The organism is Ensifer adhaerens (assembly GCF_001270265.1).
GTDB classification, from domain to species: Bacteria; Pseudomonadota; Alphaproteobacteria; order Rhizobiales; family Rhizobiaceae; genus Ensifer; species Ensifer adhaerens_B.
Map to the genome: position 1 here is coordinate 101,907 of NZ_LGAP01000020.1, position 18,532 is coordinate 120,438.

The 18,532-nt window shown below is 62.9% G+C and carries 18 protein-coding genes; 12 read left to right on the forward strand and 6 right to left on the reverse strand.

Features of this window, described 5'->3' with window-relative positions:
* Positions 1-29 precede the first annotated feature (29 nt).
* From AC244_RS23875 to AC244_RS23910, 8 genes are all read left to right on the forward strand, one after another.
* Positions 30-836 (forward strand): amino acid ABC transporter ATP-binding protein, encoded by an 807-nt coding sequence (locus AC244_RS23875; RefSeq protein ID WP_053251311.1) that lies wholly within the window; start codon positions 30-32, stop codon positions 834-836.
* Positions 833-1,477 (forward strand): amino acid ABC transporter permease, encoded by a 645-nt coding sequence (locus tag AC244_RS23880; RefSeq protein ID WP_053251312.1) that lies wholly within the window; start codon positions 833-835, stop codon positions 1,475-1,477. The genes AC244_RS23875 and AC244_RS23880 overlap by 4 nt, the downstream gene beginning before the upstream one ends.
* A complete protein-coding gene (locus AC244_RS23885; RefSeq protein ID WP_053251313.1) occupies positions 1,477-2,139 on the forward strand; it encodes an amino acid ABC transporter permease in 663 nt (220 codons plus the stop codon). Before AC244_RS23880 ends, AC244_RS23885 begins: the two co-directional genes overlap by 1 nt.
* Positions 2,140-2,166: 27 nt before the next feature.
* A complete protein-coding gene (locus AC244_RS23890) occupies positions 2,167-3,006 on the forward strand; it encodes a transporter substrate-binding domain-containing protein (protein ID WP_053251314.1) in 840 nt (279 codons plus the stop codon).
* A gap of 85 nt (positions 3,007-3,091) precedes the next feature.
* Positions 3,092-3,826, forward strand: coding sequence for an aspartate/glutamate racemase family protein (locus AC244_RS23895; protein ID WP_053251315.1), 735 nt, complete (start codon positions 3,092-3,094; stop codon positions 3,824-3,826).
* A gap of 42 nt (positions 3,827-3,868) precedes the next feature.
* The gene (locus AC244_RS23900) at positions 3,869-5,008 is read left to right on the forward strand and encodes an aldo/keto reductase (protein ID WP_053251316.1); all 1,140 of its coding nucleotides are present in this window, start codon (positions 3,869-3,871) and stop codon (positions 5,006-5,008) included.
* A 59-nt stretch (positions 5,009-5,067) separates the two neighbouring features.
* On the forward strand, positions 5,068-5,949 hold the full coding sequence (purU, locus tag AC244_RS23905) for a formyltetrahydrofolate deformylase (RefSeq protein WP_152976078.1): 882 nt from the start codon (positions 5,068-5,070) through the stop codon (positions 5,947-5,949).
* A gap of 78 nt (positions 5,950-6,027) precedes the next feature.
* Entirely contained in the window at positions 6,028-7,311 is a 1,284-nt protein-coding gene (locus tag AC244_RS23910) for an NAD(P)/FAD-dependent oxidoreductase (RefSeq protein ID WP_053251318.1), read from the forward strand.
* Here AC244_RS23910 and AC244_RS23915 read toward each other — a convergent pair.
* Entirely contained in the window at positions 7,308-8,243 is a 936-nt protein-coding gene (locus AC244_RS23915; protein ID WP_053251319.1) for a LysR substrate-binding domain-containing protein, read from the reverse strand. The genes AC244_RS23910 and AC244_RS23915 overlap by 4 nt on opposite strands.
* Positions 8,244-8,338: 95 nt before the next feature.
* Between AC244_RS23915 and AC244_RS23920 the strand changes: the two genes are divergently transcribed.
* From AC244_RS23920 to AC244_RS23930, 3 genes are read left to right on the forward strand one after another with little or no spacing between them, the layout of a single operon-like run.
* A complete protein-coding gene (locus AC244_RS23920) occupies positions 8,339-10,780 on the forward strand; it encodes a GcvT family protein (RefSeq protein WP_053251320.1) in 2,442 nt (813 codons plus the stop codon).
* Between the two features lie 42 nt (positions 10,781-10,822).
* Positions 10,823-11,587 carry an electron transfer flavoprotein subunit beta/FixA family protein gene (locus AC244_RS23925; protein ID WP_053251321.1) on the forward strand — a complete coding sequence of 255 codons (765 nt, stop codon included), beginning with the start codon at positions 10,823-10,825 and terminating at the stop codon, positions 11,585-11,587.
* Between the two features lie 24 nt (positions 11,588-11,611).
* Complete coding sequence (locus AC244_RS23930) at positions 11,612-12,553, forward strand: electron transfer flavoprotein subunit alpha/FixB family protein (RefSeq protein WP_053251322.1); 942 nt, start codon at positions 11,612-11,614, stop codon at positions 12,551-12,553.
* A 34-nt stretch (positions 12,554-12,587) separates the two neighbouring features.
* Here the strand turns inward: AC244_RS23930 and AC244_RS23935 are convergent, their stop codons facing one another.
* The 5 genes from AC244_RS23935 to AC244_RS23955 all read right to left on the reverse strand — a co-directional run bounded on the left by AC244_RS23935 (position 12,588) and on the right by AC244_RS23955 (position 17,419).
* Positions 12,588-13,895 carry a CynX/NimT family MFS transporter gene (locus AC244_RS23935; RefSeq protein ID WP_053251323.1) on the reverse strand — a complete coding sequence of 436 codons (1,308 nt, stop codon included), beginning with the start codon at positions 13,893-13,895 and terminating at the stop codon, positions 12,588-12,590.
* Complete coding sequence (locus AC244_RS23940; protein WP_053251324.1) at positions 13,892-14,569, reverse strand: FadR/GntR family transcriptional regulator; 678 nt, start codon at positions 14,567-14,569, stop codon at positions 13,892-13,894. Before AC244_RS23940 ends, AC244_RS23935 begins: the two co-directional genes overlap by 4 nt.
* A 112-nt stretch (positions 14,570-14,681) precedes the next feature.
* The gene (locus AC244_RS23945; RefSeq protein WP_053251325.1) at positions 14,682-15,641 is read right to left on the reverse strand and encodes a GlxA family transcriptional regulator; all 960 of its coding nucleotides are present in this window, start codon (positions 15,639-15,641) and stop codon (positions 14,682-14,684) included.
* Complete coding sequence (locus tag AC244_RS23950) at positions 15,641-16,639, reverse strand: SLAC1 anion channel family protein (RefSeq protein WP_053251326.1); 999 nt, start codon at positions 16,637-16,639, stop codon at positions 15,641-15,643. Before AC244_RS23950 ends, AC244_RS23945 begins: the two co-directional genes overlap by 1 nt.
* A gap of 156 nt (positions 16,640-16,795) precedes the next feature.
* Entirely contained in the window at positions 16,796-17,419 is a 624-nt protein-coding gene (locus AC244_RS23955) for a helix-turn-helix domain-containing protein (RefSeq protein WP_053251327.1), read from the reverse strand.
* Between the two features lie 201 nt (positions 17,420-17,620).
* Here AC244_RS23955 and AC244_RS23960 point away from each other — a divergent pair.
* Positions 17,621-18,532: transposase (locus AC244_RS23960; protein WP_234717012.1), on the forward strand; the 912-nt coding region annotated here is incomplete at its 3' end.

Here is an 18,532-nt window from a genome sequence, read left to right on the forward strand (position 1 = left end):
TCTTGCACTTGGGGAGTGGCAAACCGACAATGACTGAGGACGATGCTCTGGCTGCCAAAGGGGTGCCATCCGCAAAAGGCCAGGCGCGGAAGCCGCTGATCAAGCTCGACAAGCTGAGCAAGCACTACGGCAACCACACGGTGCTCGACGGCATCGACCTTGAGGTGATGCCAGGAGAAGTGCTGGCGATCATTGGGCCGAGCGGATCCGGCAAAAGCACGCTGCTGCGCTGCATCAACTACCTAGAGCCGCCGGATGGTGGGCATGTGTCCATCGGCGACATCTCGCTCAACGCGGCCGCCCCCGCCGGGCGATCGGAGCTTTCGACCTTGCGCCGCAGCGTCGGCATGGTCTTCCAGTCCTTCAACCTCTTTCCGCATATGACCGTGCTGCGAAATGTCAGCCTGGCGCAGGAGCGCGTTCTCGGACGCAGCCGCAGGAGTGCCGACGAACGGTCGATGCAACTGCTGAAGCGCGTCGGCCTGGCCGACAAGGCGGAGCAATATCCCGGCCGCTGTTCCGGCGGCCAGCAGCAGCGCATCGCCATTGCCAGAGCGCTTGCGCTCGATCCAGACGTCATGCTTTTCGACGAGCCGACCTCTGCGCTCGATCCCGAACTCGGCCTCGAAGTCCTCGCCGTCATGCGGGAACTGGCCGAGACCGGCATGACGATGATCGTCGTCACCCACGAAATGAGCTTTGCCGAGAATGTTTCCGACACGGTGATGATCATGGCCGACGGCAAGATCATCGAGAAGGGGCCGTCGGCAGACGTCATGCGCAATCCGCAGCAGGAGCGCACCAAGCGCTTCCTTCGGGCGGTGCACGACCGATGAGCACGGCCGACCTCTTCACCATATTGCGCGGGCTTCCCTGGACGGCCGCCTTGACGCTCGGCGCCTTCCTGGCCGGCGCCGTGCTCGGGGTTCCGCTGGTGGCGGCCAGGCAGAGCCGCATCCTGCCGCTGCGGTTCGTGGCCATGGTGTTCATCCAGATCGTGCGCGGCATTCCGCCGATCCTCTGGCTGTTCATCATCTTCTTCGGCTTGGGAATGAGCGTCTTCCCGATCAGCCCTTTCAATGCGGCGCTGGCCGGGCTGGGGCTGATCGCGGCCGCGAACATGGCGGAAATCTACCGCGGCGCGTTGGCCTCGATACACTTCGGCCAATGGGAGGCGTCGTCGGCGCTGAACCTTGGCCGCTGGTACACGCTGACGGACGTTGTCGCCCCGCAAGCCTTTCGCGTCGCTCTGCCTTCGGCGGCGAGTTACCTCATCGGCCTGATGAAGGAGACGGCCGTGGCCTCGACCATCGGCGTCAGCGAGCTGGCTTTCCAGGGCAACCAGCTGTCGCAGCTGACTTTCCGCGGTCTCGAAGTCTTCGCTCTGGTCGGCATGTTCTACATCCTCCTGAGCCTGCCGGTCGCCTGGCTGTCGCGCGTCGCTGACGGCTATCTGCAAGCAAAGGTGGCCCGCTGATGTTGCCGAGCTACGAAGAACTTTCCGCCTGGCTTCCCGATCTCCTGTCGGGCCTCTCGATCAGCCTGCAGGTGACCGCGCTCAGTCTCTTGATCGGCATTCCGTTCGGGCTGCTGCTGGCGCTTGGCGTTCTCGCCAAGAGCCGGCTGACGAAAATAATCGCCCTGTTCCTGGTCGAAGTCGGGCGTGGCGCGCCGGCGCTGGTGCTGCTGCAGTTCATCTATTTCGGCCTGCCGACGACCGGCCTGACGCTTGGCTCCTTTACCGCAGCCGTCATCGCACTCGCCTGGAACACCGGCGCCTATACCAGTGAGATCATTCGCGCCAGCCTACAGTCGATCCCGCATGGCCAGCGAGAGGCGGCCGTCGCAATCGGGCTCAATCGACTGGATGCCTTGCGCTACGTGCTGCTGCCGCAGGGGCTGCGTGTCGCACTTCCGGCGCTGCTCGCCTTCTCGATCCTGATCTTCCAGGGCACGTCGCTCTGCTTCACCATCGCGCTGCCGGAACTCGTCAGCCGTGCCTATGAAATCGGCTCGAATACCTTCCGCTATTTCCCGGCGCTGCTTGCCGCCGGCGTTCTCTACGCCTCGATCTCCATCCCCGCCGCTCTGCTCGTCAGCCATGTCGAAAAGCGCGCCGGTTCCTATGCGCAACGCTGAACCAACACCACGAAAGGGCATTCAGGCATGACTTCGTTCACGACCAAAACCCGCCTTCTTTTGACCGGTATCGCCGGCGTCCTCGTTTCGGGCCAAGTGGCGCTTGCCCAGGATTGCACACCGAAGCACACCTTTGCCACGATCGAAGAGGGCACGCTGACGGTTGCCGTCACAACTTACGTCCCGCATTCCTATCTCGACGACAGCGGTAACATGAAGGGCATCGACGGCGATATCGCCGCGGAATTCGCCAAGCGCGAATGCCTGAAGGTGAAGGCGATTGCCGTCGATCCGGCCGCCGCCATCCAATACGTGCTTTCGGGCCAGGCCGATATCGCCACGGGCGACTGGTATCGCACGGCCGAGCGCGCCAAGGTCATGAACCTCTCGGCGCCGCTCTATACCGACCAGATGGCGATCTATTCCAAGGACGGCGTCGTCAATGTCGGCGACCTCGAAAACAAGCAGGTCGGCACGGTGCAGGGCTATCTCTGGGTCACGGACCTGAAGACGATGCTCGGCTCCAAGCTGAAGCTCTATCCGAACTCGGTCAACATGCAGCAGGATCTCTTCTCCGGCCGTATCGACGTGGCAGTGGACGGTTACTCGACAGGCGTCGTCGCTGAAAAGAGCGGTGCGCTCAAGGACGTCAAGGTCAAGGTTGCCGCCTCCGACGATCGGGTCAGGGCGACCAAGGAGGCCGCTCAAGCCGCATTCCCCTATTCCTTCAACGCCAAGGAATTCGGCATTGCCCTGGATGCGCAGATCGAGGCGATGCATGCGGACGGCACCATCGTCAACGTCCTGAAGTCCTACGGCCTCGATGGCACCGCCGCCGAAACCGGCGCGCCGCGTCTGGTCCAGTAAGGCCATATACGGGAGCCGCTACAGGCTCCCGTTCCCCTCGGCGGGCATGCCGATTTGAGAACAATTTGATATCGGAGACAAGACGATGACTGTCCACTCAGTCACGCGGAGGACGCAGTCGTGGTATGGAGAGTCGATCGGCATCCTGATCCTCGATGCGGCATATCCTTGCGTGCCCGGCAATGTCGGCAACGCCACGACCTATGACTTTCCGGTCCGCTTTCAGGAGGTCCGTGGGGCCTCGATCGACCGATTGCTCAACCAGCGCGATCCCGCACTTCGCGACGTCTTCATCGAAGCGGCTGTCGAGTTGCAGAACCGCGGCGTCAAGGCGATCACCGGGGCCTGCGGTTTCATGGCCTATTTCCAGGAGGAGGTCGCGGCCGCCGTCGATATCCCGGTGTTTCTGTCGAGCCTGATGCAGATCCCGTTCATGCATGCGGCTGCCGGCGGCAGTGTCGGCATCATCACGGCCAATGCTAGCCGGCTGACGCCTCGCCACTTCGAGGCGAGCAACGTGCCGGGGCATGTCCCGCTCGCGATTGCCGGCATGGAAGGGCAGAAGGAGTTTCGCGAGGCCATTCTCGAAGAAAAGGGCACGCTCGACAGCGCGCAGATCGAGCGAGAGGTCACAGAGGTCGCTCGCAAGCTCGTGGAGGATAACCCGGGTGTTCGCTCTATTCTGCTCGAATGCAGCGATCTGCCGCCTTACGCTCATGCGGTGCAGGCGGCGACCGATCGACCGGTCTTCGACTTCGTAACGATGATCAACCACGTCCAGCAAAGCGTCGCGCGCAGGAGCTATCACGGCCGCATGTGACCGGGGCCGAGGGCAGGGCGCGAGACAAATCAGGAATAACCGATGTCCATGGACCACTACTACCTTCTCGGCCGTTCGGGGTTGCGGGTCAGTCGGCTCGCGCTCGGAACGATGACCTTTGGCAATGGCGGCATTCGCGGTATCGGCGGTTCCTGGGGATCGGACGAGGACGCCGCGCGCGCGATCTTCAACCGCTACCTCGAGGTTGGCGGCAATTTCATCGACACGGCCGATTCCTATGCGGCCGGTGTCAGCGAGGAGCTGATCGGCAAATTCGTGGCCGAGGCAGGCATCCGCGACCGGGTGGTGATCTCGACCAAGTTTTCCAACAGCCTGGAGCCTGGCAATCCGAACGCCGGCGGCAACGGCCGCAAGAACCTGATGCGTGCTGTCGACGCTTCGTTGCGGCGGCTGAAGACGGATTACATCGACCTCTATTTGCTGCACACCTGGGACAGGATCACGCCAGCCGAAGAGGTCATGCGGACACTCGATGATCTCGTGCGCGCCGGCAAGATCCGCTATGCCGGGCTTTCCGACGTGCCAGGCTGGTATGCCGCGCGCGCGCAGACCCGGGCGGAGGTTCATGCCCTGACGCCGCCGATCTGCCTGCAGCTTCCCTATTCGCTGGCCGAGCGCAGCATCGAGAACGAATTCGTGCCGCTCGCCCAGACGCTCGGCCTCGGCATCACCGCCTGGAGCCCGCTCGCCATGGGATTGCTCTCCGGCAAATATCGCGCCGGCCAGCCGGCGGCGGGGCGGCTTTCGCTCGACGCCTCCGGCAGTGGCCTCGGCCTCTTTACCGAGCGCAACATGCGCATCGTCGCCGCACTCGAGGCGGTCGCCGCCGAGACCGGTCGCAGCATGGCGCAGGTCGCGTTGAACTGGGTGGTGACGCAGCCAGGCGTCGGTGCCGCCATCATTGGCGCAAGCCGGATTGAACAGCTCGATCACAACCTGGCGGCATTGGATTTTTCGATTCCCGCCGAATTGCGCCAGCAGCTGCAGGCGGCAAGCGCGGTTGAACCCGTCTACCCCTATTCGCTGTTTACCGACGATTACCAGGCCGGCATTCTCAACGCCGGCGTCGCGGTCGGCGAAAAACCGCGCGGGTATTACAGCGAGACCTTTCTGCCCAAGGTCTCCGATTATGTTTTCGGCCAACCGAAATCCAAGGATTGAACCTCTCCGGTGAGCCGTGTCCGCCACCGCTACCACGAAAGGAAAGAGGCATGACCGTGATGCCCGCAAACCTGACATCGACCGGCACTGCTGCCTCTTTCATCCTGACGATCGCCTGCGACGACCAGCCCGGTATCGTCGCAGCGGTGACGACCGAGCTTGCGGCGATCGGCGGTAACATCGTCGAAAGCAATCAGTTTCGCGATGTCGAGAGCAACTGCTTCTTCATGCGCATCGCCTTTACCGGACCCGTGGGCATGTCGCGGGACGGTGTCGAGCGGGCGCTGAAACCGGCCATCGATCGCTTCGGCATGCGGGCCGCGGTTGCCGACGCAACGCGACGCCCGAAAATCATCGTCATGGTGTCTAAATTCGACCATGCGATGCTGCATCTGCTCTACCAAATCCGCGTCGGCTGGCTGAATGCCGAGGTGGTCGCCATCGTCTCCAACCATGACGACAGCGCAAGGAATGCCGAGCTCGGAGGCATTCCCTATCATCATTGGAAAGTGACGAAGGACAACAAGGCCGAACAGGAGCAGCGGCTGATCGATCTGGCGCGCGAGACCGAGGCCGACCTCGTCATCCTTGCCCGCTATATGCAGGTCCTCTCCGACAATCTGTCGAACCGGCTCTATGGCAGGATCATCAATATCCACCACTCGTTCCTGCCGTCCTTCAAGGGCGCCAAACCCTATCACCAGGCACATGCGCGCGGCGTCAAATTGATCGGCGCGACGGCGCACTATGTCACGCCGGATCTCGACGAGGGGCCAATCATCGAGCAGGAGACGGAGCGGGTCAGCCACGCGATGAGCGCCGAGGATTTCGTCGCCACCGGCCGCGATATCGAAAGCCGCGTTCTGGCTCGGGCGGTGAAGATGCACCTGGAAAACCGCGTCATGGTCAACGGCCACAGGACGGTGGTCTTTACACAGTGATGGCGACGTTATCATTGTGATAATTGATGGAAGTTGCGGGAAAAGACGAAGCGATATCCCGCGCGAAGGACCTGAACGATGCTGAACGACCCCCGCTCCCATGGGCTTTGGGAAAAGACCGCCCCCCAGCCGCCGATAACCAGTCCGCTTGCAGCCGACGCATCTGCTGACGTGGTGATCGTCGGGGGTGGCTTTACGGGTATTTCGGCGGCTCTGCATTTGGCGGAAGCCGGCCGCAGGGTCATCCTACTCGAGGGTGCGGAGATCGGCTTTGGCGGCGCGGGTCGCAATGTCGGGCTGATCAACGCCGGTATGTGGGTCATGCCTGACGATCTGCCGGGCGAACTCGGTGAGGTCCATGGCGAGCGTCTTCTCGATCTGCTCGGCAACGGGCCGCACGTGGTGATGGACCTGATCGACAGGCACGCCATCGCCTGCGAGCTGGAACGCAATGGCACGCTGCACTGCGCGGTCGGCGATGCCGGCCTGAAGGAGATCGAGGACCGTGCGTCGCAATGGCAAAAGCGCGGCGCGCCGGTTGAGCTTCTCGATGCGGCCGAGACGGCCGCACGGATCGGCACGAACGCCTATGCCGGCGCCTTGCTCGACAGGCGGGCAGGCACACTGCAGCCGCTCGCCTATGTCCGCGGCCTGGCGCATGCGGCCCAGCGGGCCGGCGTCGTCTTGCACACATCAAGCCGGGTCGTCTCGACCGAACGCGTCGGCAGCCGCTGGAAGGTGGCAACGGAAAGGGCGTCCGTGACGGCGGACTGGATCATCGTCGCGACCGATGCCTATAGCACCGGCCCCTGGGAGAGGGTGCGCACCGAACAGGTCTATCTGCCCTATTTCAATCTCGCGACCCGGCCGCTGGCACCTGACTTGCTCTCGACCATTCTGCCCAACCGCGAGGGCGTCTGGGATACCAAGGAAATCCTCTCGTCCTTCCGCATGGACAAGGCGGGCAGGTTAGTGTTCGGCAGCGTCGGCGCCTTGCGCAATGGCGGTGCGGCCGTTCACAAGGCCTGGGCGCGGCGTTCGCTTGGCCGGCTCTTCCCGCAACTGGGCAAGGTCGATTTCGAGTGCGAATGGTACGGCCAGATCGGCATGACCACCAATGCATTGCCACGCTTCCACCGGTTCGCACCGAATGTCGTTGGCTTCTCCGGCTATAACGGCCGCGGTATTGCGCCTGGAACGGTGTTCGGTCGGGTGCTGGCGCGGCACATCCTGGGCGAGATCGCCGAAGCGGAGCTGCCGTTGCCGCTCACCGACCCGAGCGACCCGCCGATGCGGCGTCTCAAGGAAGCCTATTACGAGGCCGGAGCCCAGGTAGCCCACTTCGTCGGCGAACGTTTCTAACCAACCTCGTCGGCGAAGATGTCGGCGTCGGCGTTCTGCTCCATCAGCCAGTCGCGAAAGATCTCGGTGCCCCGCTTCGGCGGGCGTTGGGCCGGCATGACGATGTGAATGCTCTGCCCCGAGTGATAGCTCGCCCGGATCGGGCAGACGAGCTTGCCTGCCTTTAGGTGGTCGTGCACCAGATGCTTCCAGCCGAGCGCGACCCCTTGCCCGAGCACGGCCGCCTCGATCGAATTCAGCGCGTCGGTAAAGACGAAATCCTGCGTCAGCTTGGCGGCCGAGACCTCGTTGCGCTCGAGATATTCCCGCCAGCCCACGCGTGAGCGATGCCGCTCCTCGAAATGCAGAAGCGTGTGGTTGAGCAGATCCGCCGGGCTCTCGATCGGCCCATGTTCCCTCAGATAGGCCGGGCTGCAGACCGGCCACACTTCCTCGGTGACGAAATGCCAGGCGTGGATGCCTGGCCATTTGCCCGTGCCGAGCCGCGCGGACAGATCGATATCTTCCTCCAGCAGATCCTGGTCGTCACGGCTGCTTTCGGCGATGCGCAAGGCGATATCCGGATGCTGCGCTTTAAACGCTTTCAGCCGCGGCAGCAGCCACAATTGCACGAAGGATGCGGAGAACGAGACGCGCACGATGTCGCGCGAGTGTTTTTGCCTCAGCGACGAGATCACCATGTGCAGGTGATCGAAGGCTTCCTGCGTTTCCTTATAAAGCCGCTTGCCCTCGGCTGTCAGCTCCAGCCGGGCGTGTTCGCGGCGGAAGAGTTTGAGGCCGGTCGCCTCTTCAAGCAGCCGGATCGTTTTGCTGACGGCCGGCTGGCTGACATTCAGCTCCTCCGCAGCGCCGGTAAAGCTCTGCCGCCGGGCGGCGGCCTCGAAGACGAAGAGATAGTTGGCGGAGGGGACGAGCGAGCGAAGTCTATGCATAAACTGAGGTTATGCCCCCGGACAATTTTTAGCAAGATTACAAGCGCTCCCGCCGTTTGTAAGTTGCTGAAAATTCCACATAAGGGAACCTCTCAATGCAAACTCATGCTCGGGCCGTTGTCATCGGCGGCGGCTGCGTCGGCGCAGCTATTCTCTACGGTCTGACGAAGCGCGGCTGGACCGATGTCGCGCTCCTGGAGCGTACGCAACTGACCGCCGGCTCGACCTGGCATGCTGCCGGTCTCATTCCTTCCTATGCCCGCAGCATCAATATTGGCCGGATGATCGCCAAGACCATCGAGATCTACGAAGGTCTCGAAGCCGAAACCGGACAGCATGTCGGCTGGCACAAATGCGGCCAGCTGCGCATCGCCAATACCCGCGACCGGTTCGACGAGTACAAGAGCTATATGAGCGTCGCCGAGGTTCAGGGCATTCGCGCCGAACTCGTCTCGCCGGCGGAAGCCCGCGAACTCTGGCCGCTTCTTGAAAACAACAAGGAGATGCTGGGCGCACTCTACCATCCCGATGACGGTCACATCGCGCCTGCCGACGTGACGCAGGCGATGGCCAAGGGTGCCCGCGATCGCGGCGCCAAGATCTATCTCAACACCGAGGTGCGCGGTTTCGAGCGCATGCCGAGCGGCGAGTGGAAGATCAAGACCAATCAGGGCGAGATCATCTGCGAGCACATCATTTCGGCGACCGGCAACTATGCGCGCCAGACCTGCGCCATGCTCGGGCTCGAAATCCCGGCGATCCCGATCGTCCATCAATACTGGATCACCGATGCCGTTCCTGAGGTGATCGAGCGCAAGCGCCAGGGCCTGCCTGAGATGCCGATCCTGCGCGACGAGGGGTTCGAGGGCTATCTTCGCGAGGAGGGCGACGGCCTGATGTTCGGCCCCTACGAGAAGACCGAGCATCTGAAGCTGTTTGCCGAAAACGGTGTGCCGGAATGGTTCGGCGCCGACCTGCTCGAAGAGGATTTCGATTCCGTTGCCTGGAACTGGGAACGGGCGATGGACCTCGTCCCGGCGCTCGGCCGCGTCGGCATCAAGGCCAATGTCCGCGGGCCGTTCCAGATGACGGCCGACGAGCTGCCGTTGGTGGGCCCGGCCTGGGGGCTCGACAATGTCTGGATCGCCGAGGGCGTGCCCGGCGGCATCCTCTGGGGCGGGGCGATCGGCTATTACCTCTCCGAACGCATCGTCGAAGGCGGCAATAGCCTCGATACCTCCGAGCTCGACCCACGCCGCTTCGGCGACTACGCCAACAAGAACTGGACGCGCGAGAAGGTGCGCGAGGCCTGGGGGACCCACGCCGAGCAGCACTATCCCGGCCAGGACATGCCGGCCGCGCGGCCGCAGAAGACAGCCCCTTCCTATGATCGCCTGACCGAGAAGGGCGCCGTTTGGAGCGTTCTCAACGGTTGGGAAATGCCCAACTGGTTCGCGCCTGAGGGTGTGGAGGCCAAGGACCAATACAGCTGGCGTTGGACCGAAAAGGGCAAATATGTTGGCGAGGAGGTTCACGCCGTGCGTAACGCCGTCGGCCTTGTCGAAATGACGCCGATGACCAAGTTCGAGGTCAGCGGCCCAGGTGCTGAAGCCTGGCTCGACGGCATTCTCGCCAACCGCCTGCCGAAGACAGGGCGCGTCAACCTCAGCCATCATCTGACGCAGAAGGGCGGTGTGCAGGCGGAATATGTCGTTGCCCGTCTGGAAGACGGTTTGTTCTACCTGATCTCGACGCCGCGGGCAGAGCGCTGGAATTTCGACGATCTGTCGAAGCTTCTGCCAAAGGACGGCAGCGTGCAGCTTCGCAACGTCACCAACGACCGCGGCTGCTTCACCATCGTCGGGCCGAAGGCGCGCGAAGTGCTGCAATCGCTGACCGAGATCGATCTCTCCAACGAGGCTTTCCCGTGGTTTGGCGTGCAATCGGGCACAGTGGGGCTCGCAAGCGACGTTCGCCTGCTGCGCGTCAACTACGAAGGCGAACTTGGCTGGGAGCTTTATCACCCGCTCTGCTACCAGCGCCACTTGCTCGATGCGCTGCTTGCCGCCGGCGAAGCGCATGGCTTGAGATTGATCGGCCTGCAGGCGCTGGAATCACTGCGTCTCGAAAAGTCCTACCGGGCGATGTACCGCGACATGAACCCTGAGCTCAGCGCCTGGGAAAGCAGCCTCGATCGTTTCGTGCGGCTCGACAAGGGCGACTTCATCGGCCGCGATGCGCTGGCGAAGGCAAAGGAAGAGGGCATTTCCCGGCGCTCCTTCACCATCGCGATCGACACCGATGGCGCAAGCGCGCTGATCTATGAAGGGGTCTATCATCACGGCAAGCTGGTGGGGCGCATCACCTCGGGTGGCTATGCCTATACGCTCGGCCACGACGTCGCCTTCGCATTGCTGCCGGTCGAACTCGGCGTTCCGGGAACGGAACTCAAGGTCCCGATCCTCGGTGAGAGGCGCAAGGCCCGCGTCATTGCGGAATCGCCCTACGATCCCGAAGCCAAGCGCGGGCGCATGTAACGGTCCTGAGCAGATAACGAAAATTGCCGGAAAGGGTTGGCCATGAAAATACTTGTGACGGTTAAGCGGGTGGTTGACTACAACGTCAAGATCCGGGTGAAGGCGGACGGCTCGGGTGTCGAGCTGGCCAATGTGAAGATGTCGATGAACCCGTTCGACGAGATCTCGGTCGAAGAAGCGCTCAGGCTGAAGGAAGCCGGCAAGGCGGATGAGGTCGTCGTCGTTTCCGTCGGTCCGGCCAAGGCCGAAGAGACGCTGCGGACCGCGCTCGCCATGGGGGCCGACCGGGCGATCCTCGTCGAGACCGACGACCAGGTTGAGCCGCTCGCCGTCGCCAAGATCGTCAGGCAAGTCGCAGAGGCCGAACAGCCGGGGCTGATCATCGTCGGCAAGCAGGCGATCGATGATGATTCGAACCAGACCGGCCAGATGCTGTCGGCGCTGCTGGGCTGGGCCCAGGGCACCTTTGCCTCCAAGGTCGAGATCGGCGATGGCAAGGCGCCAGGGGGCACAGCAAGGGTGACCCGCGAAGTCGACGGCGGTCTGCAGACCATCGACATCACGCTGCCGGCGGTGGTCACCACCGACCTGCGCCTGAACGAGCCGCGTTATGCCTCGCTGCCCAATATCATGAAAGCGAAGAAGAAGCCGCTCGACAAGAAGTCGCCGGCCGACTTCGGCGTCGACACCGCAGCCCGCATCAAGGTGCTGAAGACCGAGGAGCCGTCGGGCCGCAAGGCTGGCATCAAGGTCAAGTCGGTCGCCGAGCTCGTCGAGAAGCTTAAAGTCGAAGCCGGCGTCCTCTAAGGTTCAGCAAAGGGAGATCTCATCATGGCCATTCTGCTTCTGGCTGACCACGACAGCAACCACCTTTCCGACCAGACCGCCAAGGCGCTGACGGCTGCCTCCAAGATCGCCAGTGGGACTGGAGCCGACGTTCACGTGCTGGTCGCCGGCGCCGGCGCCAAGGCGGCGGCCGAACAGGCCGCCAAGCTTGCCGGTGTTGCCAAGGTGCTCGTTGCCGACGACGCCTCGCTTGCCAACAACCTGGCCGAGCCGCTGGCAGCGCTCATCGTCTCGCTTGCCGGCAATTACGACACGATCGTCGCGGCCGCGACCTCAGTCGGCAAAAACGTCATGCCACGCGTTGCAGCGCTGCTCGACGTCAGCCAGGTCTCGGAAATCATCGAAGTCGTCTCTTCTGACACCTTCAAGCGGCCGATCTATGCCGGCAATGCGATCCAGACGGTGCAGACGACGGAAGCGAAGAAGGTGATCACCGTGCGCACCGCCTCCTTTGCGTCTGCCGCTGAAGGTGGTTCGGCGGCGATCGAGAACGTCTCGGCTGTCGCCAACCCGGGTCTGTCGAGCTTCGTCGCCGATGCACTGTCGTCGTCGGATCGTCCGGAACTGACCTCGGCCAAGATCATCATCTCGGGCGGCCGGGCGCTCGGCTCGTCGGAAAAATTCCAGGAAGTGATCCTGCCGGTTGCCGACAAGCTCGGCGCTGCCGTCGGTGCCAGCCGTGCGGCGGTCGACGCCGGCTACGCCCCGAACGACTGGCAGGTCGGCCAGACCGGCAAGGTGGTGGCGCCGGATCTCTACATCGCCTGCGGCATCTCCGGTGCAATCCAGCATCTCGCCGGCATGAAGGATTCCAAGGTCATCGTCGCCATCAACAAGGACGAGGAGGCGCCGATCTTCCAGGTCGCCGACTACGGCCTCGTCGCCGATCTCTTCGATGCTCTGCCGGAAATGGAACGAGCTTCTTGAGCAAAGGCAAGATCGACGGCTGAGCGGATAGAATTCAGCCGTCGATCTTGATCGTCCGTGCGCCGACATGCAGCGCCCGACCGGCGCCAAAGCCCATGATCGCGGCCCCGAGGCCGAGTGCCACGAACAGGATGGCGGCGGGGTCAAAACTTCCCGTCCAGTCGCGGATGAGCCCGACGAGCAGCGGGCCAATGGCAGCGAGCACATAGCCAACCCCTTGCGCCATGCCCGAGAGGTGGGCGGCGATGTGGGAATCCGGCGAGCGCAACACGATGAGCGTCATCGCCACGGCAATCAGCCCGCCCTGACCGAAGCCCTGGAGAATGGCCCAGAAGATCACCGTCGACGGCGGCGCGAAGAGAATGCCAAGCAGAGCGATCACTGCGGCCGCTATCAGCGCGACATTGATCACCCGCTGATCCTTGCGGCGAACGGCGAAGGATGGAACCAGCAGGCAGGTGACGACCTGGGTCATGATCGAGACGGAAACGATGGCGCCCGCCGTTGCCGGGTCGAAGCCGCGCTCCCGCAGGATGGGCGCGAGCCAGCCGAAGATGCAGTAGGCCAGCGCCGACTGCAGCCCCATGAACAGCGTGACCTGCCATGCCAGCCGGTCGCGCCAGAGACCGACGACACGAAAGCCGCTATGCCTGACCTGCGCCTTGCTGCCAAGCGCCTGCGGCGCCCAGATCAACAGCACGATAAAGGCGGGAAGCGCCCAGATAGCGAGCGCGCCGGACCACGAGCCGGTAACGCCGTGTTCCAGGGGGAGCGTCAAGCCAGCGGCTCCGGCGGCCCCGGCGCATAGCGCCATGGTATAGAGCCCGGTCATGATCGCCGCCTTGTCGGCGAAGTCGCGCTTGACAAGGCCGGGAAGCAGCACGTTGCCGACGGCAATCGCAGCACCAGCGGCGAATGTCGACAAAAAGAGCAGCGGTACGGGCCCGAAACCGCGCAGCGCTGTGCCGAGCGCCAGCAGAAGCAGGACGCCCAGAAGAGTGCGTTCCGCACCGAAGCGCTGTGCCAGCTTCGGAGCAAAAGGCGCAAACAGGCCAAGGCAGAGCACGGGCAGTGTCGTCAATAGGCTGGCGCCGGCGGTCGAAAGGCCGGTATCGCGCATCACTTCCGGCAGCAATACCGAGAGGCTGGAAAACAGCGGGCGCAGGTTGAAGGCGATCAGCACGAGGCTGGCGCCGAGGACGAAACGGCCAGCGCTTGGAAGCACTGGCGGCTGCAGTTTGGGCACGCTGTCGGCTTCGGCGTCGATAAGCTGGTCTTCAAGGCCGTTGATGGCTGCGACCTGATGGGCCGAAGAATTGGGATCGCGGAAAGTCTGGTTCATTGCGAAAGAAGCCTGTCGAGTTCGCGAAGCACGGGCGCCATGAAGGCGCGCACGGCAGAGGCAGCGCGGTCCGGATCGCCGGTGGCGATCGCCGCGACGATCGCCATATGGGCCTGTTCGTCGGGTTCCGGCACGTCGCCCTTGAGCGTCGAATGAATGGTTTCGAGGATCGACGAAGTGAAGAAATCATAGAGTTCGACGATCGCCCGGTTGCCCGATGCTTCGACGATCGATTTGTGAAAAGCGATGTCGCGATGGCCGAACGCCTCGTAACCGCCATCGGCAAAAGTGCCGCGCGCCTTGAGCAAGCGGGTCATGCGTTCGAGGTCGGCGGGCGTATGGCGGAGCGCCGCAAGCCTTGCCGCCTCGACATCAAGGGCGGCGCGCGCCTCCCATTGGTCGCGCAGTCCGGCGCGCTTGACGCGGTCGAGCGCACCGGCCGGATCGACCGTCGAGCGCACATAGGTGCCCGAGCCCTGGCGGGTATCGAGCAGGCCTTGCGAGACCAGCACGCGCACGGCCTCGCGCACCGTTCCCCGGCTCACGGACAAGACCTCAGTCAATGCCGTTTCGTTCGGGATGCGGTCGCCAACGTTCCAGCGGCCGCTGCGGATTTCGGCGCGCAGGCTTTCGGCCGCGCTGTCGGCAAGGTTGGTTCGGTTGACAGGTTGCACGATAAACTCATCAAGTCATCAGATGACTTAGTCAATAAGCTCGGGTCTTGCAGCTGTCAATCGGCGCGCCAAGTTTGCGTTGGTTGGTTATTTCCTTGCTTGAAGCTGGCGATCAGACGCCGAAGGAGCGGCGATAGGCAACAGGCGAAACGCCGAACTTTCGTACGAAGGCACGCCGGAAAGCGACGTCGTCATTGAAGCCGAGATCGCGGGCGATCGTTTTCATCGGCGTGTTCGTCTCCTCGGCCAAACGCCGGCCGGCCTCCAGCCGCATCGATTCCACGTAGTCGCCCGGTGTCATGCCGACTTCCTGCTTGAACTGACGGGCAAAGTTGCGCGCGCTCATGCCGGCGCGCTTTGCCACTGCGGTGACCGTCAACTCGGCCATCAGGTTGTCGGCGATATATTCCTGCGCCAACCGGATCGGTGTTCGCTGGGCGATCTGCGTTGCCAGATGCGTGCTGAACTGCGACTGTCCGCCAGGCCTCTTGAGAAAGACCACGAGTTCGCGTGCGACCTTCAACGCAGTTTCGAGGCCGAGATCCCTCTCGACGATGGCAAGCGCCAGATCGATGCCGGCCGTCACCCCGGCTGAGGTCCAGACGTTGCCGTCGCGGGTAAAGATGCGGTTGGGCTCCAGCTTCACCTGCGGAAACCGCCGGGCAAATTCGGCAGCCTGCGACCAGTGCGTCGTCGCCTTGCGCCCGTCGAGCAGCCCCGCTTCGGCCAGCACGAAGGCGCCGGAACATACGGAGCCGAGCCGCTCCGGACCCTCCGACGCGGCCTTTACCCAGGCGAGTACCCTTTCGGGAACAGGCCTTTCCTGGATCAGCGGATCGCCGGCGACAAGCACGGTGTGAAAATCATCGGGCGCATCGTCGATCGTTCTGTCCGGCAGCAGCCGAAGGCCTGACGTGCCGCGGATCGGGCTGTCGTCCAGCCCGACCACCACCACGGCATAGAAGTCCGTGCCGCTCTGCCGGTTTGCTTCCGCGAAGACATCCGACGGCCCGACGACATCAAGCAGTTGGACGCCCGGCATCGCCAGAATGGCAACATTGACCTTCGACATCAGTGCACCCGAAACAGTTTTCCCGACAGAATCTCGTTCATCGTTCTGAAGAAGACAACACCGATGGCACCGGTGAGAAAGGCGAACATGACGACAGCCAGGGCACGAAGCAGATCCGTATCGGCGGCTTCGGCATAGCGAAAGAAGGCGATCGAGAAGGCGGCAAGCGGAAAGCTGATGGCCCACCAGGCAACGCTGAACGGAACATGGCTGCGGAATACCATCGGCGACAGAACCAGCATTAGGAAGAATGCGAAATAGAACAGGACGCTGGCCAGCATGTCCACGGAGCCGACAAGATTGGTGTAGGCAAGGAAGCCGACGGCAAACGGAGCGACGAGCACCATCATCGACGGGCGGGCAGGCAGCGGCAAGGGATCATGGTGCCTCAGCCTGGCAAAGATCAGGGTGACGAAGATGCCGGCAATGACGCTACCGACGGCGAATGCGAACAGGTTGATTTCATGAGCCCAGGCAAACGGCATGGCCTTGCCGGTCACGGCGATGTCCAACGTGGCGACGCCCGGGATTAGCAGCGGTGGCAGCGTGTGCTCGGCATTCTGTGGCGAGGTGAGAAACCGCGTGGCGACCAGATAGGCGAGCGTGAAGGTCAGGATGAGCCCGATGATCCAGAACGTCTGGCTGATGGTAGCGCTATAGGGCCCGAGGAAAGCCGACAGCAGCAACAGTCCGATGGCAATGGTGGCGAAGAAATTCCCCTGAACGGGATGGCTGAATTCCTTCGCGACGGATACGGGATGACGGGCCCATTTCGTGATGTAGCCGATGGCAAGCGCGATAAACGTGAGGACGGCAAACCAGCCGATGAACTCGCCGGGGATTGCGGGAAGGGCGATGACCTTCACGGCTTCTCGCCATGCCAGGCTGAGGCCGGCCAACCCCATGACGGAGGCGAACAGATTGATCGGCAGGTTTGCAATCGTGTGACGGCCGACGGCCTTGGCCGTGACGTCGTCGAGTATTCCGGCGTTCGACATGACATTCTCCACTTCGGATGCTGTTGCTGGAGAATATAAGTGAAGCCTGTTTTGGCATAAATGGTGCTGATAGTATGATTTAGGACAGATCGCGCATCAAATCGGCCATGCCGCCGTACTCGAAGACCTCTGAAGGGAAGGGGACAATGGCTCGCGCTATTGGTCCGTCAGCGCTCGGTCGGAGATGCTGAGCAGCGTCTTTTCCATGTCCGGCTCGTCGCCGGAACAGACGCACAGCATCTCCGCCTCACCTTCGCCGACCGAGAGATAGGCGTGGCCCATCGTGGAATCGATATAGACGCTCTCGCCGGCTTTCAGCCGCACCGGCGCGTATTGGTCCGTATGCAGTTCGATCTCGCCCTTGAGCACGATCAGGAACTCTTCGCCGGCATGACGCGTCAGCGGACCGAACTCCTCCAGCGTGCGCGCCCGGGCATGGGCGAGGATCGGCACCATGCGTTTGCGCACCAGATCGGTCGCGAGGTAGTGATAGTCGTAGTTGCGGGTCAGCTGGCGCAGCGTCGTCGTGGCTGAGGTCACAGAGCGCCGCGTGCGAGCGGCCGGCTGCTTGCTGTCGCCGCTCAGCAGCTCGGTGACATGCACGCCCAGTCCGGCGCAGATCTGCAGCAGCTTGTCATAGGTCAGCGACATCTGGTCATTCTCGACCTTGGACAATGTCGAGACGGCGACGCCGGTCAGGTGGCTGACGTCCTGAAGGGTCCAGCCATGATGTTTCCTCAGGTTCCGAAGGCAATCGCCGAGGTTTGGCTGTTCCGACATGGTTCTCTCCAGCAAGCGATATCTAACTAGGTTCTCTCCAGCAAGCGATGTCTAACTAGCTAGTGCCCATCCACAAACGGTAAACCGCTGAAATTATTGGAGGAATCGCGATATTGCCGCGGACAAAGCCCGGCGGTTTCAGGTATACTTTAGATCAAGCTACTGATTCTAAAGACAAACCCGTCACCGCCGGAGCCGACAATGCGCCAAGAACGCACCGTCCAATCCAGTATATTCGATCTTTTTGCCGGGCACGAGATCAGCCGTGAATTGAAAGCCATGTCTCAGTGGCTGGATGAGCATGGCGAGGTGCTGAGCCAGGTGACGCAGGATCTGCGCCGACACGGCATCAAGGAAACCGGCCGCGAGGGCCTGCCGACGGAGGCGGTGCTGCGCTGCGCGCTACTCAAGCAATATCGCCAGTTGAGCTATCAGGAGTTGGCGTTCCATCTGGAAGACTCCGCCTCGTTCCGGGCTTTTGCCCGGCTGCCGTGGGGCTGGAGCCCGAAAAAGTCGGTCTTGCACAAGACGATCAGCGCGATCCGGGCGCAAACCTTTGAAGAGATCAACCGGGTGCTGCTGGCGAGCGCCCTGCAGGAGAAGCTCGAAAGTGGCAAGGTCGTGCGTGTGGACAGCACCGTCACCGCCGCACTGATCCATGAGCCGAGCGACAGCAGCCTGTTATGGGACGCCGTGCGGGTGATGGTGCGGCTGTTGCAGCAGGGCGATGCACTGGGGAGCGCCATCCCATGGCACGACCCCCGCCGCGCGGCAAAGAAACGGGCTCGGGCGATCGAATATCCCCGCGGTCGCCCGAAACGGGTGAAGCACTACCGCGAACTGCTCAAGATCACGCGCCCGACCTTGAGTTATCTACAGCGGGCGAGTGAACAGTTGCCCCTGAGGGCGGGCCCGGCCGGCGAACCGGGGCAGACCCAGCTCCGCCACTATAAGCCGCTGATCGAGCGGATCATCGCCCAGACCGAACGGCGGGTCCTGGCCGGCGAGCCGGTGCCGGCTGGCGGGGAGAGGGGGGGGCCGGTCGGGGCCCCCGCCCCCCACAACGTGCCACAGAAGCCCGCGGGCGCACTCAGCCCCCACAACCAACCCGCC

Excerpts from the sequence above, each read along its gene's own strand:
- AC244_RS23890 (WP_053251314.1), top strand. The coding sequence starts at position 2,167 with ATGACTTCGTTCACGACCAAAACCCGCCTTCTTTTGACCGGTATCGCC.
- AC244_RS23955 (WP_053251327.1), bottom strand. The coding sequence starts at position 17,419 with ATGTCGGAACAGCCAAACCTCGGCGATTGCCTTCGGAACCTGAGGAAA.
- AC244_RS23920 (WP_053251320.1), top strand. The coding sequence starts at position 8,339 with ATGCAAACTCATGCTCGGGCCGTTGTCATCGGCGGCGGCTGCGTCGGC.
- AC244_RS23930 (WP_053251322.1), top strand. The coding sequence starts at position 11,612 with ATGGCCATTCTGCTTCTGGCTGACCACGACAGCAACCACCTTTCCGAC.
- AC244_RS23885 (WP_053251313.1), top strand. The coding sequence starts at position 1,477 with ATGTTGCCGAGCTACGAAGAACTTTCCGCCTGGCTTCCCGATCTCCTG.
- AC244_RS23925 (WP_053251321.1), top strand. The coding sequence starts at position 10,823 with ATGAAAATACTTGTGACGGTTAAGCGGGTGGTTGACTACAACGTCAAG.
- AC244_RS23880 (WP_053251312.1), top strand. The coding sequence starts at position 833 with ATGAGCACGGCCGACCTCTTCACCATATTGCGCGGGCTTCCCTGGACG.
- AC244_RS23945 (WP_053251325.1), bottom strand. The coding sequence starts at position 15,641 with ATGTCGAAGGTCAATGTTGCCATTCTGGCGATGCCGGGCGTCCAACTG.
- AC244_RS23950 (WP_053251326.1), bottom strand. The coding sequence starts at position 16,639 with ATGTCGAACGCCGGAATACTCGACGACGTCACGGCCAAGGCCGTCGGC.
- AC244_RS23900 (WP_053251316.1), top strand. The coding sequence starts at position 3,869 with ATGTCCATGGACCACTACTACCTTCTCGGCCGTTCGGGGTTGCGGGTC.
- AC244_RS23895 (WP_053251315.1), top strand. The coding sequence starts at position 3,092 with ATGACTGTCCACTCAGTCACGCGGAGGACGCAGTCGTGGTATGGAGAG.
- AC244_RS23910 (WP_053251318.1), top strand. The coding sequence starts at position 6,028 with ATGCTGAACGACCCCCGCTCCCATGGGCTTTGGGAAAAGACCGCCCCC.
- AC244_RS23875 (WP_053251311.1), top strand. The coding sequence starts at position 30 with ATGACTGAGGACGATGCTCTGGCTGCCAAAGGGGTGCCATCCGCAAAA.
- purU (WP_152976078.1), top strand. The coding sequence starts at position 5,068 with ATGCCCGCAAACCTGACATCGACCGGCACTGCTGCCTCTTTCATCCTG.
- AC244_RS23935 (WP_053251323.1), bottom strand. The coding sequence starts at position 13,895 with ATGAACCAGACTTTCCGCGATCCCAATTCTTCGGCCCATCAGGTCGCA.
- AC244_RS23915 (WP_053251319.1), bottom strand. The coding sequence starts at position 8,243 with ATGCATAGACTTCGCTCGCTCGTCCCCTCCGCCAACTATCTCTTCGTC.